Genomic DNA, 16,890 nt, shown 5'->3' with positions numbered 1-16,890 from the left:
TAGTAGCTGTAATTCAGTATTCAGGTCTAGCGTATAGCGACTTCCCATTTGTTACCAGTTTGTTTCAGTTGAAAAGAACTGCTAGACTGTAAAAACTTCATATAATTACCACCAATCTTTAACGCTTTGAGTTGGTCAGTTATGGATTTACCATATTGCTGATGGAACTTAGTTCCTAAAATACTAATATCAATATACCCATTCCCTAATTCATTAGTTGCTATTGTGAGAATGTTTTTAATCGCTTCCTCCAAAGCCGCTGGAGAATTAATATCAGATAATAAATTAGATTTAGTATTAGTTAAATTTAATGCGCTTATTTCCCATTTGTTATCTTTTTGTTTAAGTTGAAAAAAACTACAAGACTGTAAAAATTTAATATAACTACCATTGATTTTTAACTCCTTTATTTGTTCACTAATGGGTTTACCATATCTTTGCTTAAATTGAATAGCCAAAATACTAATATCAAAATCAACCTGAGTAGATTCTTTCATCAAATCTTCTAGAATCATTTTCAGAGCCAGTTCTAAATCTAACTTAGAATTAATTCTAGTTAAAGAACTTGATGGAATATTTTTGATGGATTCGGACTTATCAGTTTGATTTCTGCCAGAATTTAAATTATCATCGAACACCGTTACATACAATTCTGAATTATCATCAATTTGATGAATTACTAAATCTGCTGGATATTTAGCAAATATATCCTTAGCATTTTTATTAGGTGAATATTTAGCAACAATATGACTAAGATGTAACTGATGTTTAACTTTATATATCTTAGCAAGATGAGACAGTTTAACCCAAACACTAGTCGTCAGTTTCTGCTCCTCTTTGATTAAACCCTTGACTTGCAAAATAAATTGTTCAATAGAGGGAATTTCTACCAAAGGTTTAATACTATAAATAGTAGTTTCACCAGTAGAATTATTAAAAAGATTAATATTTTCGCTATGTTGACTAACTTGATATACAATTAATCCATGTTGTTGTAAATTATTGCATAAATTAGTCATTACCTTATCCGACGAGCAAACCAAAACTTCCTTAGCATGGGGGTAGAGTTCATGAATAGAAGAACCAAAAGCGATCATTTTGCCATCGGCATTATCCCTACCAGCGGGAACATGAATCAAATCATAACCACGTTCATGCAATTCTATATCTAACTTACCCCGATTACTCCAATTAGCAAAAGCAATTTTTACTTGCAGAGGACAATTACAAACATTTGCTAAAAACTTTTCAGTCTGGGTATTAATTTGTAGATTTTCAGCATCCAAAAGCAAAACCGCAATGCCTACCGGCAATAAAGACGTAATAGAATTAGGAATTAATGAACCATTAAATTCAGAAATTAGAGGATTTTGTTGGCGAATATTGGCGATTAAATCTGATAAAATTGGTAAATCTAAAGCAGCGGGAATTAGTAAAGCTTTCAGAGATAATTGGAGTTTTTTGAGCAATTCATCCCAGTTATGAGCTTGGCTAAGTAATTCTGTAAACTTAGCAATCAAAGCAGATTGATTAGAATTATTTTGCCATTGAACTTTTCTATACTTTTCTAGCAATAATTCTGGCTGCTGTCGATGAATAGTAATAATTACTTGGCAAACCTGAGAGGCTATTTTATTTAACAGCGTATTATCATAGGTAGTTAGCGATCGCTCATGATTTAGCATAGCTCACACAGTATGGTAGGTGACAGGTGATAGGTGACAGGTAACAGGTGAAAGAATTACACATCTATTTGTGTCTAAGTTGTATCAATCCCTACGACTCCCATAAGAAGTACAGCTGATATTCTAACCAGTTAGGCAATTGCTATACAATCATAAAACTCACTCACCCATCTGTGTTTATCTGCGTACATTTGCGGTTAATTATACCTGAAACATGATTCCAAAAAAAATTTGTCATGAATCAAGGAACAACAACAGCCATCGAAGGCATCTATGAAGTCTGTATTGGAGTTACAGAGCCAATTTTAGCAATTCAATATTGGCAACAGTTTGGCTATCGTATAGGACAAACAGGAGAATTAAACACCGAAACAGCTTACCAATTATATGGGGTCAACTCCTCCTTAAAAGCCATCCGTCTTTACCACCAAGAAGCAGACCATGGTTTAATTCGACTAATGACTTGGCAACAACCCACAAATAGCGGTTTAGGCATCAGTTCCATGAAAATTCAAGGAAATCGCTGGGCTACCACCTTAACCACTGATGTATTAAACATTTTAAATCATGCCGAAAATGCCAAAGCCATGGGTATGGCAATCAAACACACCCACCCTTATTGGGAAATAATTTATAACAAAGAACAAAAAAGCCAACCATTTCTAAATCCTGCCATTGGTGTGCGAGAAATCATGCTACTGCAACCCTTAACACGACAAGTATTATTTCAACGCTTTGGTTATACCATGCCCCATTACGGCAAAATCAATCATCATGCACCATTAAACACCAGTCAGTTTACCCACTTAGGCTTAGTAGTTCAAGACGACAGCAAACAAACCCTACAATTTTATGAACAAGTTTTAGGTCTATTGCGCGTCCGGGATAACGTAGAAACCAGTTATGAATCTTCAGACGCAGGTAGAGAGTTTTTTGATCTTCAACCAGGAGAAAAATTTATAGTCACCGCTTTTGATGATCCTCGCTCCTCTGCAACCAACTTCATGGAAGCACGTAGCGGCAGACTTTATATAGTACGCTTTCCAGAGAACATCCAACTGCAATCACACTTTACATCAGCCCAACCAGGAAGTTTAGGAATGTGCCTTTACACCTACCGAGTCCAGGACATAGAAACCTATTTTGACAGAATTAAGGCTAGTAATGCACAACAAGTTACTAAAATTGTCAATAATGAATTTGGAGAAAAGAGTTTTTCCTTCATTGCCCCAGATGGCTATTTTTGGACATTGGTAGCAAAAAACTAATGTGTCAGGAGTTCAGGAGTCAGGAGTCAGGAGTATGGCTAACGCCACGCTTCGCTATCAGGAGTTCAGGAGTCAGAATGTTTGATAAATAGGTAGATGATCAAATAGCAAGTTTAGGCGTAAGCATTAAAAAGCAGATTTCTGACCGCTTGACGCTGAATGCTTACACTAATTTAATAATAAAATAAATCAGGAAACAGCAAATGGTAGCCCATATCCAAGAAATTGATGCCCAACAATGGGTAAAAACTCGATCTTCCCTAGACCCTAACGAATCTACTTTTTTAGTTTGGACAGGTAGAATTTATAGCTTTATCCCTGGCGAAAAGCGACAACTATTATTTAAAATTCTGGGAATGAGTGTGAGTCGTTGTATTCTCACCGCTGAAGGTCGTTGGGATTTTACTTCCAGAGAACTAACTTATTACCTCAACCCAGAAACAGACGAAATCGTCAGAAAATGGGAAAATCCATGGACAGGTGAAACAGTTCCAGTTATGCACGTTGCCAATAGTCCCGTGCAAGGCAAATTTAAAGGCAAACTTCCCGTAGAAGTGGAAGGAGAAAATACAACCTTTGTTTTTGATCTATTTCCCAATTATCCCAATCCTTTAGCAGACGATCCCCAATTTGCGGAATATTGCCCATCTGCCAATTATCAAGCCGCAGAATTATTTAAAATTACCGTTTCCAGTGCCGATTTAGTAAATTCAGAATTAGCATCTGTAACTCAACTCAAACTAAGTTGGGATAGAATTGGTCAATGGTTGCCTTGGATGAAAATGGGGCAACGACCCGGTTATCTGATTTACAGCGCCACAGGTAGCAAAGTGGGTGGTTTTACAGAATTACCTCCACTGCTACAAGCAGAAATTAATAACCGTTTGCCTTTGTATAAGCAAGCACCAAAAGCCTTTGTAGATGGGGAAGACATGACTTCTTGGTTGTATTTCCAAAAGCATTTTCCCGCTTACTTAGCTGGAGAAACTTTTCCTTTACCAACAGCGGAAGAGTAGGTGACAGGTGACAGGTGACAGAAATTTCTGTTCTTCTGTTTTTTGCGCGGGTGGGTGGGTGTAAAAAATCCGGTGGTACAAAAAATGTCTGAATCTCTTGCTAGACAATACTTTGAGCGTACTTTTGTGGTTGACACACCCGCGCACCTTACACAGACTGGGTTTCAGCGTTTTTTGTCCTTGACACGATTCCTGAAATGGACTATCATAAGACCATCCGCGCGATCGAACCTTGAAAACTACATATATATAGGCTTTCAGCCTCCCGCTATTGCAATTTCTCCTAATCCCTATTAGGGATTGAAACATGGAGTCCATCAAATCCCAGCTTAAGCAACTCGGCAAAATTGCAATTTCTCCTAATCCCTATTAGGGATTGAAACATTTACATTGGTCGGATGTGGTACATAATGTATGGGTAATTGCAATTTCTCCTAATCCCTATTAGGGATTGAAACTACATGGCAACGGTAGATCAGATTGAGGATCAAATTGCAATTTCTCCTAATCCCTATTAGGGATTGAAACCTGCCAACCTTACCAATTTCATCTCCCTGCTTATTGCAATTTCTCCTAATCCCTATTAGGGATTGAAACAACAAACTTGATCGCTTCATTCCAAAATCAATAATTGCAATTTCTCCTAATCCCTATTAGGGATTGAAACTTAAATTATTTTTTCTCCCCCATATCCCCGCCCCACGTAAATTGCAATTTCTCCTAATCCCTATTAGGGATTGAAACAAACCCATTATGACTACATATTGCGCCTAACCCAGAATTGCAATTTCTCCTAATCCCTATTAGGGATTGAAACCCCAACTTCTTTGTGAGAGCATCATTAGCAATGTTCATATTGCAATTTCTCCTAATCCCTATTAGGGATTGAAACACGCATTTTAATGTTTACGGAAAGAGATTCAGTACACCATCATTGCAATTTCTCCTAATCCCTATTAGGGATTGAAACATAGTTTGGGGTGCTACAAAAGGAGGAGGGAAAAATTGCAATTTCTCCTAATCCCTATTAGGGATTGAAACGTAATATCTCAATTTTGCTAGTCATGACTTCCTCTAATTGCAATTTCTCCTAATCCCTATTAGGGATTGAAACAAAAGTTCTCACTGGAATATAACCTTTAGCAGTCTATTGCAATTTCTCCTAATCCCTATTAGGGATTGAAACAGGTAAACTAACAATCCAAGAAGAAGAAGTTACCTCATGGACATTGCAATTTCTCCTAATCCCTATTAGGGATTGAAACCTTTGATATCTGTGTACTTGCGAAAATACCGGGGACAAATTGCAATTTCTCCTAATCCCTATTAGGGATTGAAACAATAGAACCGCTTATAGTGATTGTGAACTGTTTCTGATTGCAATTTCTCCTAATCCCTATTAGGGATTGAAACGCGTTGGTAGTAAATGAGTGACTGTGTACCCCTGCGTATTGCAATTTCTCCTAATCCCTATTAGGGATTGAAACAAGTTCATTGTACTTATTACCATCTTGATCTTCTTATTGCAATTTCTCCTAATCCCTATTAGGGATTGAAACATCTAATGACCCTAGCGCGATTAAGGCGCGGGTAGCATTGCAATTTCTCCTAATCCCTATTAGGGATTGAAACATTTAGTGTGTTTTCGATTTGATGACTAAGGTGATATTGCAATTTCTCCTAATCCCTATTAGGGATTGAAACTTGCTAATTCCTTGGGCGAATCCAAGCCGCGCAAAATTGCAATTTCAACTAATCCCTATTAGGGATTGAAACCAGTTTGGGATATTTCAGAATCTAAAACAACCATTGCAATTTCAACTAATCCCTATTAGGGATTGAAACCCATTTATTCATTCGCCAGTAGCACAGAATTCAATTCTGACTCCTGACTCCTGAATTCTTTCTTGTTAAAACTTCCGCATATTATGACTAACAGGGTCAAAACCTCTAGAAAAGCGTGTGCTGTCATCATAAAAAGCGCCAGTTAAATTCGCGCCATACAACTTAGTGTAATGCAGCCGAGCGCCCCGGAGATTAGCCTCACACAGATTAACACCACACAAATTAGCCCTTGTCAAATTAGCCTTAGCCAAATTAGCCTTACTCAAATCTGCTCCCCAGAGTTTAGACTTAGCAAGATTAGCTTCAGCTAAATCTGCTCCCCAAAGATTGATTCCTGGTAAATAGGCTTCAATCAACTTAACTCCACTTAATTGAGCAGATGGAAAATACCTCTCACCTGCGGCATAGCGCCGTTTAATCTCTTCAGCATCTATTTTCACTGGCTTTGCCAAAAAAACAGTGATTTCTATTTATTATTTAACCACAAAAACAGCCAATCCGCTATCTATACCGTATTTTCCTAAGATTAGGAGTGCTATTAAAAACTCAAAAATTTATAACAATAAAAAAGCCTTTTCTTATTTATACACGAAAAAGCGCCTGAGTCCTTTTTCTTACTCAAGCGCCTCCCCGTATAACTCTATACCAACCCACTGTGTAATGCAACATTTGGAATCCTCTGCACTGCTATTAGGGGAAGCACTGCTAGGATAACTTGTAACAAACATTAGGTGAAGTGGTATCACTCCTTGCATTAGATAAGGATATCTCTTTTAACACTAAATAGCTAGTGTGGAGAGTGACACTTTATTAACTGACACGAGTTAAAATTGAGTCAAGGGCATGAGTAACTAAGAAGACAAAACTAAACAGTAAATATTTTTTTGCTCTAGTATAAAATATTTAAGATAATTCATAAATCAGTTAAAACTTGCCAAACACAACATGAAGTCATGAAATGTCAATTGTAGTCTGGGCTACATACTTTTTCTGGTCAATCATCTCTAAAAAAACAGCAGATAACCCTGTGTATAGTATCAGGGGAATAGGTATGAAAACTACAAATTATGATCTCTACATCAGTAAAGTACATCTTTTGTCACAATGAACCCGGAGGATTTTTGTGTTGGGGTGGTTGTATCTGTTTGCTAAATCTGGAAATGCAGTTAAAGTGATTCTGGCTACAAACTACAACTAAAAAAAAGCTACAACCTGGTTTTTAGCGTCAATCAACCAAATTCACCACCGCCAGGAGTTTCAATCACAAAAATATCTCTAGTTTCCATCTCGATAGTGGCCGTACTACCTAAAATCTCTTGATTTCCATTTTTATGATGGCTGGAAATACCTAAATTCGTTGCTTAAATCTAGAATGAAATAGCCATGGGGTTAAGTGGAGCGCAACCCAACGCAAGCAGGGTAGATATTGGGTTTCACTTTGTTCAACCTAACCCGCTTTACTATCCTAAAAAAAGGATGGAATTGTCATGATTAAGTCCATCGTTTTTTTAATTTTGAGTGAATAGCAAGAGTGTTCAACTTATCATAAACCCAAACATAGTTATGATTTTTCAATTCTTGTTGCAGATCAATACGTGTTTGAGGATCTAAATGAGCGTGTTCAAAATAAATACATTCGGGGACAGTAGGAAGCAGTAATGACATTTTCACAATTTCTGCGTCAAAACCTTCTGTGTCTATCATTAAAAAATCAATGTTGCCAAGATTAAAATGCGAAATCAAAGTTGATAATGTCACAGTGGGAACAGTAATTTCCTCAATTTCTTCTTCTCTCACTTTATGTTTGATGAGATGGCTTTTATTGAATGATGACCACTGAGTTGCCCATTTAAAATCTCTCCACCTGTCACAATCTTTGACTGTAAAAATAGTTGCATTTCCATCTTGTTGAGCCACAGCAGCTTGATAAGTAATCACATTAGGAATATTTGCGTATGCTTGCTGAAGCTTGAGAAATGATTGCTCCATAGGTTCAATTAAGACAGATTTGATCTGACTTTGCTTAATGAGATGGTGAACAGGATCACCAGTAATACCATCACAAGCACCCACTTGTACAAATGTTCCGTTTGGTTTTATTTGTATGTAGTATGCGAGTGCTAGAGAGACAGTCTCGAATGTGGGTGGGGGTATCTCTAGTGGTCTTCTACTCAATTCATAGGGGGTTAACTTCAGAATTCGGTCTATTTGTTTTTTTACTATTTTTTTTATTATATTCATAGAGATTTAAGTTTCCTTAATCACGTTTATATCTAGATATTTTACTCCATCTGATCAGTATGAGTAAGTAAGTCGGGGGGAAAATTTACAACCCTGTAACAAAATGTAAATTCAATCAATACCTTATCAATAGGTCATTTCACGGTTTTTACAAAACTCAATATACATTGGTTTTATCGTGCCGACTTACTTACCTTAATTTGAAAGATGTAATCAATATCTTGAACACCCACAAAATCTACGTCTTCTTCCTTTGTACCTTTGCTCCTATTCTTCGAGAAGTCGTTAAGTGCTACACACTGCCACGTAACCGCATATATGTTTCCGTTCAACTTAATTCTTAGTTTTTTAGAAGATTATTAAAATAAAGCTAAAGACTTAATTGCATATATTCACTAATAAAAGCGTTTTTTTATTTAGCATGAGACTTACTCCTCCACATCAAACCATACAGGGGATTGATCATCAACCTGCCCGTTATAGTTAATAGTAATTTCCTGACCTTTCCTAATATCTTGATGAGCAATAATTTCAATTACACTTTTAGCAAAATTCTTAATATAAAGGGCATTGGGATGATAAGAATGATTGAAAAGAGAAGCAAAGCCTAAAGCTATTGCCCCACTTTCTCCATGCCAACCAAAATAATAATTTAATAAAACTGTTTTGACAATTAATTTAACTTGTTGTTTAGGGATGACAATTACAGGGGCTGTTTCAATTAACTCGCCTTTAGCAAAATCTTGATGAGCAAATATACCTCTACCTTTAATTTCCGTATCACGCAATACTAACATAATGCAATTCTGTCTGATGGGTGAAATATCTGTTCTTGAACTAATCACGCCAAACGCAGAGAGAATAAAGATTTTCGTGCATGATTTATGACTACTATATTTAGTATAGCAATCCTCAATTATTCCTGTAAGAAATTTTAGTCATCTCTAAAAAATCGGGGATCCAAGAGGAAGTTTTATGTTATTATAAATATCCCATGCTAACTATCATTGGTTGTGGAAATCTCAATCGTAATGACGATGCTGTAGGCGTAATCATTGCCCAACGTTTACAGCAATATCTCGCCGAAAATCAACATCCCAATGTCCGCGTTTTTGATTGTGGTACGGCGGGTATGGAAGTGATGTTTCAAGCGAGAGGAAGTAAAAGATTAATTATTCTTGATGCCAGTTGCACAGATTCTGAACCAGGTGCTATATTTAAAGTCCCAGGTAAAGAATTAGAAGCACTACCAGAACCTAGTTATAACCTGCATGATTTTCGTTGGGATCATGCTTTAGCTGCGGGGAGAAAAATCTTTAAAGATGATTTTCCTCAAGATGTGACAGTTTATTTAATTGAGGCTGGAAATCTTGGCTTTGGACTAGATTTAAGTCTTGTTGTCCAACATTCGGCTGATTTAGTTTTTGCAGAACTAATCACACTTATTAGCCAGAATGTTATGGCTTAATTCATAATCCAAAATCCAAAATCCAAAATCCAAAATCCAACTATGCCCAGTCGCGGTAAACTGAGAGTTCATCTACCCTCATTTCAAATGGTACAGCATTAGCTTCTGGGGGACAAACACGGATTTTGGCACTGCTGACAATGCTGTAGAGTAAACTGGCCATGGGCGTAATTTTTTGCAAAATTCGCCAGTTTGTCACTTGGTCTGGACATTCGATTACCAATGTCATAGCACTAGCATGGGTTGTCACATACCAACGACAATGAGACAATAGATTTTGAATTGTGCGATCGCATCCTTCATAAAAGTATCGACTAATAGAATACTCTAGTTGTTGTCGCAAGATAATATCTGCCGATGTTGCTTGCATAGGGTGCTTATCATCAGCATTGAACTCTGATTCTCTTCTGACCATTTCTCTTGATTTTCCTATTTTACTTACCAATTGTCATTACATAAAGCACATCCTTATTGGTTCCTAGAAACTCTTGGGCTTCATCATCATAAAAAGCACCAATGCCGCTACAATCTATTCCCCAATAATGGCTAAATAGATACACTCTCTGCCCGATCAAACCAGCTATTTGCATAGCAGTTTGATAACTCAAATAATCGGACACAAAAAACAAAGTTACAGCGCCATCTCTAGCCAGCGCCTGATTAATACACAAATAGCCTGATTTTTCTGTAAAGTCACCCGCCTTAATGAGTTTTCTACCGTTATATAAACCGGGTAACATTCCTTCGACACGATGCACCACCGAATAAATTTCTATTTCCTCAATATTTTTAGTTGGGATAGGTTGCTGAACATCCTGCAAAATTTGCCAATAGATTTCCTGGGAAATAGACTTTTTTAGGAAACGTCGAATAGAACGCCTATTCCAAACGTTCTCAGAAAACCGTTCTCGGTCAAAATTAAATTGAGGATGTTCTAGCTGTTGCTGGTGACTGGGTTGCAGGGATGTTGCTTGATAGGCATCTTCTAGGAATTGATTAGCTTGAAAATAGTCAGTACCACAGACGAAAGGAATTGGTAATCTTAAGCGTCTGACTGGCTTTTCTTGCGCCTCTCCCGATATCATACAACTACTAATAAACTCCTTATTCTCAAATCCTAAATCAGCATTGAGAGAGAGTTTATCAAAGTCAAAGATTAATTGGATGTTTTTTTCATGAAGATATGCTGAAGCTGCAATAGCGCCTAAATGGTGTCCGCTATCCAATAAGCAATATCTAATGCTCCTGTCTTGATATTTCCAGCTAGACCTATAATAAACACAACTAACTAAAAAAATGAAGCCGTTGATACGTTTATTGGGTATAACATAATTTTCCAATCCATCATCAATTAATTCATAGATCAATGTCAGACAATCATTCTCAACTTCTAAATGGTAGATGCCATCTAGAAATCCTTCCACACCACGAATCTGAACATAAACTTCCGTTGGATATAACGCCCCGGCGGATGGATTTACCCGTAATTGATAGGTTTCACCTTTGTAAAATTTCTCAAAAGTGATGGCGCTTGTTAACCTGATAAAAGCATGAGTGGGATTATTGCAATTTAATTTCACACGCCGATAAAATTTTGGATAAACTTTAAAGGCACGGGGTTGAGTTGACCCATCCACATAATTTGGATTCATCTGTACCGATAGGTAAGAATGCTTGGTAGCCTGATGATAGGCTTGCCCAGAAAGCTTACTTTGTGGCATTTTTAAGCAACCTTAAAACTTCTATATTGCTGGCGAAGTCAATTGCTTTATAATCGTCCAAATTTTGTATATTCATGTTAGGATGATGTTGTAATAGCAATCTCACTACTTCTGTCTTTCCAGCCGATGCACCATACATCAGGACAGTTGCGCCATTATCATTTTGGTTGTTAATATCAATCTTGGCATCTAGCAATAAATTGATTAAATCGTAGTGATTGCCAAAACAAGCAAACCACAAAGCATTATTGTGATCATTGTTGGTGGCGTTGATATCCACACCCGCATCTATAAGTTCTTTGACTACTGCCAAAATGCCCTCTCTGCTGGCTTTCATTAAAGCTGTATCGCCATTTCCACCGCGCTGATTTAAATCTTCATCGCTGTAACCATTTACCATTAGCCATTGGCTGGTTGCTGCACTCAAATTTACCTTGTTTGCGTGACTCATAATTATTGCTGGGGAAAACAACTAAAGTAAGAATTCTAGATTCTGAATCCTTAACAACTAAAAACATAATGGTGAGCAAAGCCCACCATATTGCAAAATACTATTTGAATTCTGAAAAATCAGTAGTAGCTCATGAACAATTGTCCTACCAATTCTCTATAGTGTAGCCACAAATTAGATCCCCCCAACCCCCCTTAAAAAGGGGGGCTAAGAGAAATTTTATCTATCACCCTGGAAGAGAAAAAGTATAGCAAGCGCCAAGGTGGTTAGGATATCAACTGATAGCACAGCGTGGCGTAAGCCATTGACAAAACTAAGATACAAACAGACCTTCCACTCTGTCACCTGTCACCTGTCACCTGTCACCTACGAAGACTGTTATCCAACAGCTACTGGTTGTGGATTTTCAGAAAACATCTTTCTAGCAGATTTACCTGGTTTTGGTACACCATAAAAAGTAGCTTCTGCTTCAAGTTCATCTACTATATCCCAAGCTTCAATTGCGCGTTTAGAATCTGTACCATAGTTAGCCGCAATTGAGCGAGCTTCAGAGATAGCTTTTTGTATCTCTTTGCGTAAGAATTTTAATTTTGGTTTATCGACAAAGTTACCTTTGGTAAGAATATCAGTGACAGAAATAATGCCTAATAATTCACCTTGGATAACAGGCGCACGCCACACACCAGTATTAGCAAATAACCGCGCCACATATTCAACATCTAAATCAGGATTGACAACAACGCAGGGTTTAGTCATTACCTCGTAAACATGAACCCGTTCAGGATCTCTGCCAAAAGCAGCAACTTTGCCTACAATATCCATTTCTGTCACCATACCGTAAGCATCGCCACTATGACGGGGTTCAACAACTAACGCCCGCAGTTCTTTGAGCCTCATTAGTTTGACTGCTTCTGCTACGGTTGCTGAACCGCGAATAGTAGCAACATCTTGAGTCATAATTTGTTTGGCTCTCATAATTCCTGCTCCTTAAATTCGGTTGAGTGAATCAGTGAATTACTTCTAAACTGCTGTGGTTTTGCCTCAATTTTATTCCTGTAGCCTGCACCTTAATCAATAAAATATTGAATTCGAGGTGGTATTTTGACTGGCTAGAAAGCAATTACTTCTATGTAATATTTCCTATCCGAAGGATTAAACATCTTAGCGATTTTAATGATTTCGGTGTTTAGGAAAATAAGATTTACGCAGTTTCTCTATATTTTTATCTCACTTTCTTGATGTTCCTTTTGTTTTAAGTTAACCAGGAATCAAGCAAGAAAGTTTGTGCTAACTCTGTAATCGCTTTTTGTTGAGGTTTAGGTTCACTACCAACAATTTAGCTTACTTATATATTATCACTCTGATAACTTTGAATTATGAATGATTTATAAAGATCGACCCATTTTTGACCATAAATCTGATTAAGAAATTGTTAATTGGACTACAGAAGCAGAAAATTATATTTCATGTTTTAGATATTGAATATTACGATTTATGATTTCAGTTAATAGCGATACAATTAGGGAATTCCCATTAAATAAAGATGAAATTTAGTTGACGAAAATAATATCTCTGACTTCTTGAAGAAGCTAGAAATGCAGTCAGCGATATATATCATAAGCTATGCGATCACTTTGTCTGATCCAGATATTGCTCTCAATTTCCTAGAGATAAATTTCCGCTATATCCTATCAGTTTTTTATATCTGGTTTTAGATTATAACGGTTTTCCATGATAGAAATAATACTAAAATCCTTGCTAGTTGGTACAAATACACTATACAATAAATTTTCGATAACTCTGATATTGAGAATATATATATGGATAGCTATCAGATAAAGCTAGAGCTTACTAAATCTAATCATGATGCCTGTTTTAGCTTTGACTTGAACCCTCGTTTTGGAGATATTATTAATAGTAATTTATCTTCTAAACAGGTAAAATCACCGTTTGCAAAGGATATTAGTGCTGGCAAAAATACTTATGTTTATGATGCTCATACATACCATACCAAAGTTCCACCACAAGGAATTAAACCACTAATTGAGTATTATACAAATCCTGGTGATGTTGTTTTAGATCCATTTTGCGGGTCAGGGATGACAGGAGTAGCAGCAACAGAGCTAGGACGTAAAGCTCTACTATCGGATTTGTCTCCCGCAGCAGCATTTATAGCTTATAACTTAAACACACCGATAGATGCTGGTTTATATCTTAATGCAATTAATGAAATTTTAGATCGAGCAGCTTCTCTCGATAAAAAACTTTATACAACCCACTGTCGAGATTGTGGTTCACCAGCCAAAGTTTTATATACTGTTTGGAGCTACGGCTTAATATGTCAAAATTGTCAGCAAGAGTTTATATATTGGGATGTTGGACGTGATGAAAAAGCATCAGTAAAAGAAAGCAAAATAAAAAAAGAAGTGAACTGTCCTCACTGTAACTTCTTGTTAAAGAAACGTAACCTCAAACGCACTCAACGTTATCCTGTAGCGGTCGGTTATAAATGTTGTGGTAGCAGACTAAAAGAAAGTTGTGTACCTTTAAATAATTTTGATGTGGAATTAATCAACTCAATAGAAAAATCGCCAATACCTAAAAATTTATGGTATCCACAAAATAAAATTCCTGAAGGAGTAAATACACGGCAACCAATTCTGGCGGGAATTAAAACTGTTGACCAATGTTATACTCATCGCGCTTTATATGCAATGTCATTTCTATGGCAAGAAGCATCCAAATGGCCTGATATAGAAGTCAGAGATAAACTGTTGTTCACACTTACCTCGCTATACCAAAGGATAACAGTATTTAGTGAATTTCGTTTTTGGGGTGGCAGTGGTAATACGGCTAATTTTCATGTACCAACTATAATGAATGAGCAAAATGTGTTTCAAGTATTTAAAAGAAAAGCTCAAACAATTAGTTGGTACTTTCGTGAGTCTGCTCATATTCCTCATACTGTTCAAGTCAGTACACAATCTGCGTGCAATTTAAAGCAAATACCAGATAAATCAGTTGATTATGTTTTCACTGATCCGCCTTTTGGAGCTAATATCAATTACTCGGAAATGAATTTGCTGTGGGAAAGTTGGCTTCAGCAATGGACTGATAATACAGAAGAAGCAATAATAAATTCCATTCAAGGCAAAGGTTATCAAGAATACAAGAATTTACTTTTTAAAGCATTTTCTGAAATTAAGCGAGTCTTGAAAGATGGTAGTTGGTTAACAGTTGCTTTTCATAATTCTTCTGAAAAAGCGTGGATTGTTATTCAGGAAGCTTTAGCGGATGCTGGTTTGCAAATTAAAGGAACTCAAATTTTTGACAAGAGACATGGTACTCTTAAGATGTTTGTTTCTGGAAATGCTGTTGGCTATGATTTAATTATTCATTGCCAAAAATCGCAGCGATTAAAAGTTATTTTTCAACCTCTAGTAGAAGTGCGGCATCAGGCGAGGGAGTTTATAAAGGAATATTTAGCTAACGGGAATATGTTGATGAAAGACTTTCTGCACGTTGCACGTAAGTCTGAATTTGATTACCGGCGCTTATATTCTGCTTGGCTGGCTAAAACTGTAAAAGAAAGTTTAGTTTCTCTAGATTTTGAAACTTTTAAAGAAATAGTTGATCAACTACAAGAGGAGAAAAAATAGATGCGCCGACCTTTAACAATGCCAGCTTTTACTACAGAAGAATATGAGCAAGCACATAAATTTCTAGCCATTAAAGTAGCTTACATGATGGGTCGCAAATTTGAAGAAGGAGATTGGTCTGATGTTTACTGTCGAGCGAAGGGAATTCCCAAAGCTGGTTGGTCAAATTTAAATATTGATGTCATGTATGGTTTGTTAGGGGTAGAACATAAAATGCTTTGCTATCGTTCAAAACCCGACTTAAGAGATGCTTGTGGTACAACATTAATGCATCCCGCAGCTACAAGATCAATCCGCATACCTGCCAATGATACAGACCCTAATGAAGTAATGCGTGATGTTCTGGGACAATATGCCAAACTTATTAACCGACGAAAAGAGAGAGTGCGTCAACAAGCAAATTCTATAGAAGAGCCTGATATGCGAGTTGGATGGTTACTTTGGCAAGAAAGTTTACAACAGTTCTTATATTTTGAAGAGGAAATGCTCATTCCTAATCCAGATGATTACTATGCTGTATGGAAACCATCTGGTGGAGGTTCAAGAAAAGAGAGCAAAAATTTGTGGATTTATGAAACAGAAACAGGTAAAAAGAGATATTCTGTGACAACTTCAGCAGGCGCTAAAATTCAACCATATTTTGATATTCCATCTCCAGCAGATCCCAATGTTTATATATTCACTGTAATTGGAGAAGTTGTAGATAGTGGTTTGATTAAAGTGTGGTTAACAGAAGCAACTAAGAGAGAATTAGAGAGACTAATTGGTTTACTTGATACGACATCTGTTAGTGAAACTATCTTGGATGTAGTTGCTGAACTGTCGGAAATACCATCTGCTGAATTTGATAATTTTGAAACTGGTTACTCTTTACTAATAACTAGAGAAGCTTATGCTGCATTACAAGAAAAATTACCGGGAGTTAATGATGATCACTGCTTTAGGTTGTTGGGGCAATATTTGCAACATCAAAATGACTGATCAGCGAACAAAAAATTTAGGAATTATTGTATCATTTATTCCATCTCTATGTATTAGCTCTAGGAATCCGGTTTGACTCTTGAAATCATTTGTGTAGGCAGGCAAGAGGAAAAAGGATTTTATAGGATTTCGGTGTACCGAGTTTTGTATGGCTACGCCACGCAAGCTATCAATAATCTAATAGGAATTTTATATATAGATAAATTATATTTTTATGAAAATACAATAAATTCGTAGATTTACCCCACAACCACACGCACATAAATAGCCCGCGCTGTTTCCCTATTTATCGTCATTGGCAGATTACTAACTTTAATCACAAAAGTGGGAAATTGCTGTTCTACAATAACTTGAGTTCCTGTCTTTATACCCATTGATATAAGTTTCTTTCTAATGATTTCATCTTGAGTTTTACAAACAGTGACAATACCTTGCTCACCAGGTTTCAGCAGTTCTAAAGAGCAACCCATGACAGTAAAAGGAGTAAACATTGCAGAATAGAGATAATAAAAGGTAAAAATTGTAATGATGAAAGATGATAAACATCCTTCATCA

14 protein-coding genes and 1 CRISPR repeat array are annotated in these 16,890 nt (G+C 36.7%); of the genes, 5 read left to right on the top strand and 9 right to left on the bottom strand.

All coding sequences use genetic code 11. The features are described 5' to 3' along the window. Nucleotides 1-26 precede the first annotated feature (26 nt). Nucleotides 27-1,685, bottom strand: coding sequence for an NYN domain-containing protein (locus ACLLO5_RS13395; protein ID WP_413175954.1), 1,659 nt, complete (start codon nucleotides 1,683-1,685; stop codon nucleotides 27-29). Between the two features lie 236 nt (nucleotides 1,686-1,921). On the opposite strand from ACLLO5_RS13395, the gene ACLLO5_RS13390 reads away from it, so the two are divergent. Next, nucleotides 1,922-2,953, top strand: coding sequence for a VOC family protein (locus ACLLO5_RS13390; protein ID WP_413175953.1), 1,032 nt, complete (start codon nucleotides 1,922-1,924; stop codon nucleotides 2,951-2,953). A 203-nt stretch (nucleotides 2,954-3,156) separates the two neighbouring features. Further along, complete coding sequence (locus ACLLO5_RS13385) at nucleotides 3,157-3,969, top strand: DUF1838 domain-containing protein (protein ID WP_413175952.1); 813 nt, start codon at nucleotides 3,157-3,159, stop codon at nucleotides 3,967-3,969. Nucleotides 3,970-4,239: 270 nt separating this feature from the next. Further along, nucleotides 4,240-5,814: a CRISPR direct-repeat array (repeat unit 37 nt; unit sequence ATTGCAATTTCTCCTAATCCCTATTAGGGATTGAAAC). 65 nt (nucleotides 5,815-5,879) lie between these two features. On the opposite strand, the gene ACLLO5_RS13380 is transcribed toward ACLLO5_RS13385, so the two are convergent. From ACLLO5_RS13380 to ACLLO5_RS13370, 3 genes are all read right to left on the bottom strand, one after another. Next, nucleotides 5,880-6,248 carry a pentapeptide repeat-containing protein gene (locus ACLLO5_RS13380; RefSeq protein WP_413176082.1) on the bottom strand — a complete coding sequence of 123 codons (369 nt, stop codon included), beginning with the start codon at nucleotides 6,246-6,248 and terminating at the stop codon, nucleotides 5,880-5,882. A 1,057-nt stretch (nucleotides 6,249-7,305) separates the two neighbouring features. Further along, nucleotides 7,306-8,055, bottom strand: a complete 750-nt coding sequence (locus ACLLO5_RS13375) for an FkbM family methyltransferase (RefSeq protein WP_413175951.1) — start codon at nucleotides 8,053-8,055, stop codon at nucleotides 7,306-7,308. A 428-nt stretch (nucleotides 8,056-8,483) separates the two neighbouring features. Then, a complete protein-coding gene (locus ACLLO5_RS13370) occupies nucleotides 8,484-8,852 on the bottom strand; it encodes an SET domain-containing protein (protein ID WP_413175950.1) in 369 nt (122 codons plus the stop codon). 197 nt (nucleotides 8,853-9,049) lie between these two features. On the opposite strand from ACLLO5_RS13370, the gene ACLLO5_RS13365 reads away from it, so the two are divergent. Next, complete coding sequence (locus tag ACLLO5_RS13365) at nucleotides 9,050-9,523, top strand: hydrogenase maturation protease (protein WP_413175949.1); 474 nt, start codon at nucleotides 9,050-9,052, stop codon at nucleotides 9,521-9,523. A 40-nt stretch (nucleotides 9,524-9,563) separates the two neighbouring features. On the opposite strand, the gene ACLLO5_RS13360 is transcribed toward ACLLO5_RS13365, so the two are convergent. From ACLLO5_RS13360 to ACLLO5_RS13345, 4 genes are all read right to left on the bottom strand, one after another. Continuing rightward, complete coding sequence (locus ACLLO5_RS13360) at nucleotides 9,564-9,938, bottom strand: hypothetical protein (RefSeq protein ID WP_413175948.1); 375 nt, start codon at nucleotides 9,936-9,938, stop codon at nucleotides 9,564-9,566. 19 nt (nucleotides 9,939-9,957) lie between these two features. Beyond that, nucleotides 9,958-11,244, bottom strand: coding sequence for a SagB/ThcOx family dehydrogenase (locus ACLLO5_RS13355; RefSeq protein WP_413175947.1), 1,287 nt, complete (start codon nucleotides 11,242-11,244; stop codon nucleotides 9,958-9,960). Further along, on the bottom strand, nucleotides 11,231-11,695 hold the full coding sequence (locus tag ACLLO5_RS13350; RefSeq protein ID WP_413175946.1) for an ankyrin repeat domain-containing protein: 465 nt from the start codon (nucleotides 11,693-11,695) through the stop codon (nucleotides 11,231-11,233). The genes ACLLO5_RS13355 and ACLLO5_RS13350 overlap by 14 nt, the downstream gene beginning before the upstream one ends. A 378-nt stretch (nucleotides 11,696-12,073) precedes the next feature. Beyond that, complete coding sequence (locus ACLLO5_RS13345; RefSeq protein WP_413175945.1) at nucleotides 12,074-12,670, bottom strand: CBS domain-containing protein; 597 nt, start codon at nucleotides 12,668-12,670, stop codon at nucleotides 12,074-12,076. 845 nt (nucleotides 12,671-13,515) lie between these two features. On the opposite strand from ACLLO5_RS13345, the gene ACLLO5_RS13340 reads away from it, so the two are divergent. Next, nucleotides 13,516-15,354, top strand: coding sequence for a DNA methyltransferase (locus tag ACLLO5_RS13340; protein WP_413175944.1), 1,839 nt, complete (start codon nucleotides 13,516-13,518; stop codon nucleotides 15,352-15,354). After that, nucleotides 15,355-16,335 carry a hypothetical protein gene (locus ACLLO5_RS13335; RefSeq protein ID WP_413175943.1) on the top strand — a complete coding sequence of 327 codons (981 nt, stop codon included), beginning with the start codon at nucleotides 15,355-15,357 and terminating at the stop codon, nucleotides 16,333-16,335. Between the two features lie 239 nt (nucleotides 16,336-16,574). On the opposite strand, the gene ACLLO5_RS13330 is transcribed toward ACLLO5_RS13335, so the two are convergent. Next, nucleotides 16,575-16,826, bottom strand: coding sequence for a FeoA family protein (locus tag ACLLO5_RS13330; RefSeq protein WP_413175942.1), 252 nt, complete (start codon nucleotides 16,824-16,826; stop codon nucleotides 16,575-16,577). Nucleotides 16,827-16,890 lie beyond the last annotated feature (64 nt).

The organism is Anabaena azotica SJ-1, assembly GCF_047275885.1.
GTDB classification, from domain to species: Bacteria; Cyanobacteriota; Cyanobacteriia; order Cyanobacteriales; family Nostocaceae; genus Trichormus_B; species Trichormus_B azotica_A.
Note: the sequence above shows the minus strand (reverse complement) of the source record. Positions and strands in the feature narration are given on the sequence as shown.

Bases quoted from the DNA above. Each gene is read 5' to 3' on its own strand.
- ACLLO5_RS13395 (WP_413175954.1), bottom strand. From the start codon at position 1,685: ATGCTAAATCATGAGCGATCGCTAACTACCTATGATAATACGCTGTTA.
- ACLLO5_RS13390 (WP_413175953.1), top strand. From the start codon at position 1,922: ATGAATCAAGGAACAACAACAGCCATCGAAGGCATCTATGAAGTCTGT.
- ACLLO5_RS13385 (WP_413175952.1), top strand. From the start codon at position 3,157: ATGGTAGCCCATATCCAAGAAATTGATGCCCAACAATGGGTAAAAACT.
- ACLLO5_RS13375 (WP_413175951.1), bottom strand. From the start codon at position 8,055: ATGAATATAATAAAAAAAATAGTAAAAAAACAAATAGACCGAATTCTG.
- ACLLO5_RS13370 (WP_413175950.1), bottom strand. From the start codon at position 8,852: ATGTTAGTATTGCGTGATACGGAAATTAAAGGTAGAGGTATATTTGCT.
- ACLLO5_RS13365 (WP_413175949.1), top strand. From the start codon at position 9,050: ATGCTAACTATCATTGGTTGTGGAAATCTCAATCGTAATGACGATGCT.
- ACLLO5_RS13360 (WP_413175948.1), bottom strand. From the start codon at position 9,938: ATGGTCAGAAGAGAATCAGAGTTCAATGCTGATGATAAGCACCCTATG.
- ACLLO5_RS13355 (WP_413175947.1), bottom strand. From the start codon at position 11,244: ATGCCACAAAGTAAGCTTTCTGGGCAAGCCTATCATCAGGCTACCAAG.
- ACLLO5_RS13350 (WP_413175946.1), bottom strand. From the start codon at position 11,695: ATGAGTCACGCAAACAAGGTAAATTTGAGTGCAGCAACCAGCCAATGG.
- ACLLO5_RS13345 (WP_413175945.1), bottom strand. From the start codon at position 12,670: ATGAGAGCCAAACAAATTATGACTCAAGATGTTGCTACTATTCGCGGT.
- ACLLO5_RS13340 (WP_413175944.1), top strand. From the start codon at position 13,516: ATGGATAGCTATCAGATAAAGCTAGAGCTTACTAAATCTAATCATGAT.
- ACLLO5_RS13335 (WP_413175943.1), top strand. From the start codon at position 15,355: ATGCGCCGACCTTTAACAATGCCAGCTTTTACTACAGAAGAATATGAG.
- ACLLO5_RS13330 (WP_413175942.1), bottom strand. From the start codon at position 16,826: ATGTTTACTCCTTTTACTGTCATGGGTTGCTCTTTAGAACTGCTGAAA.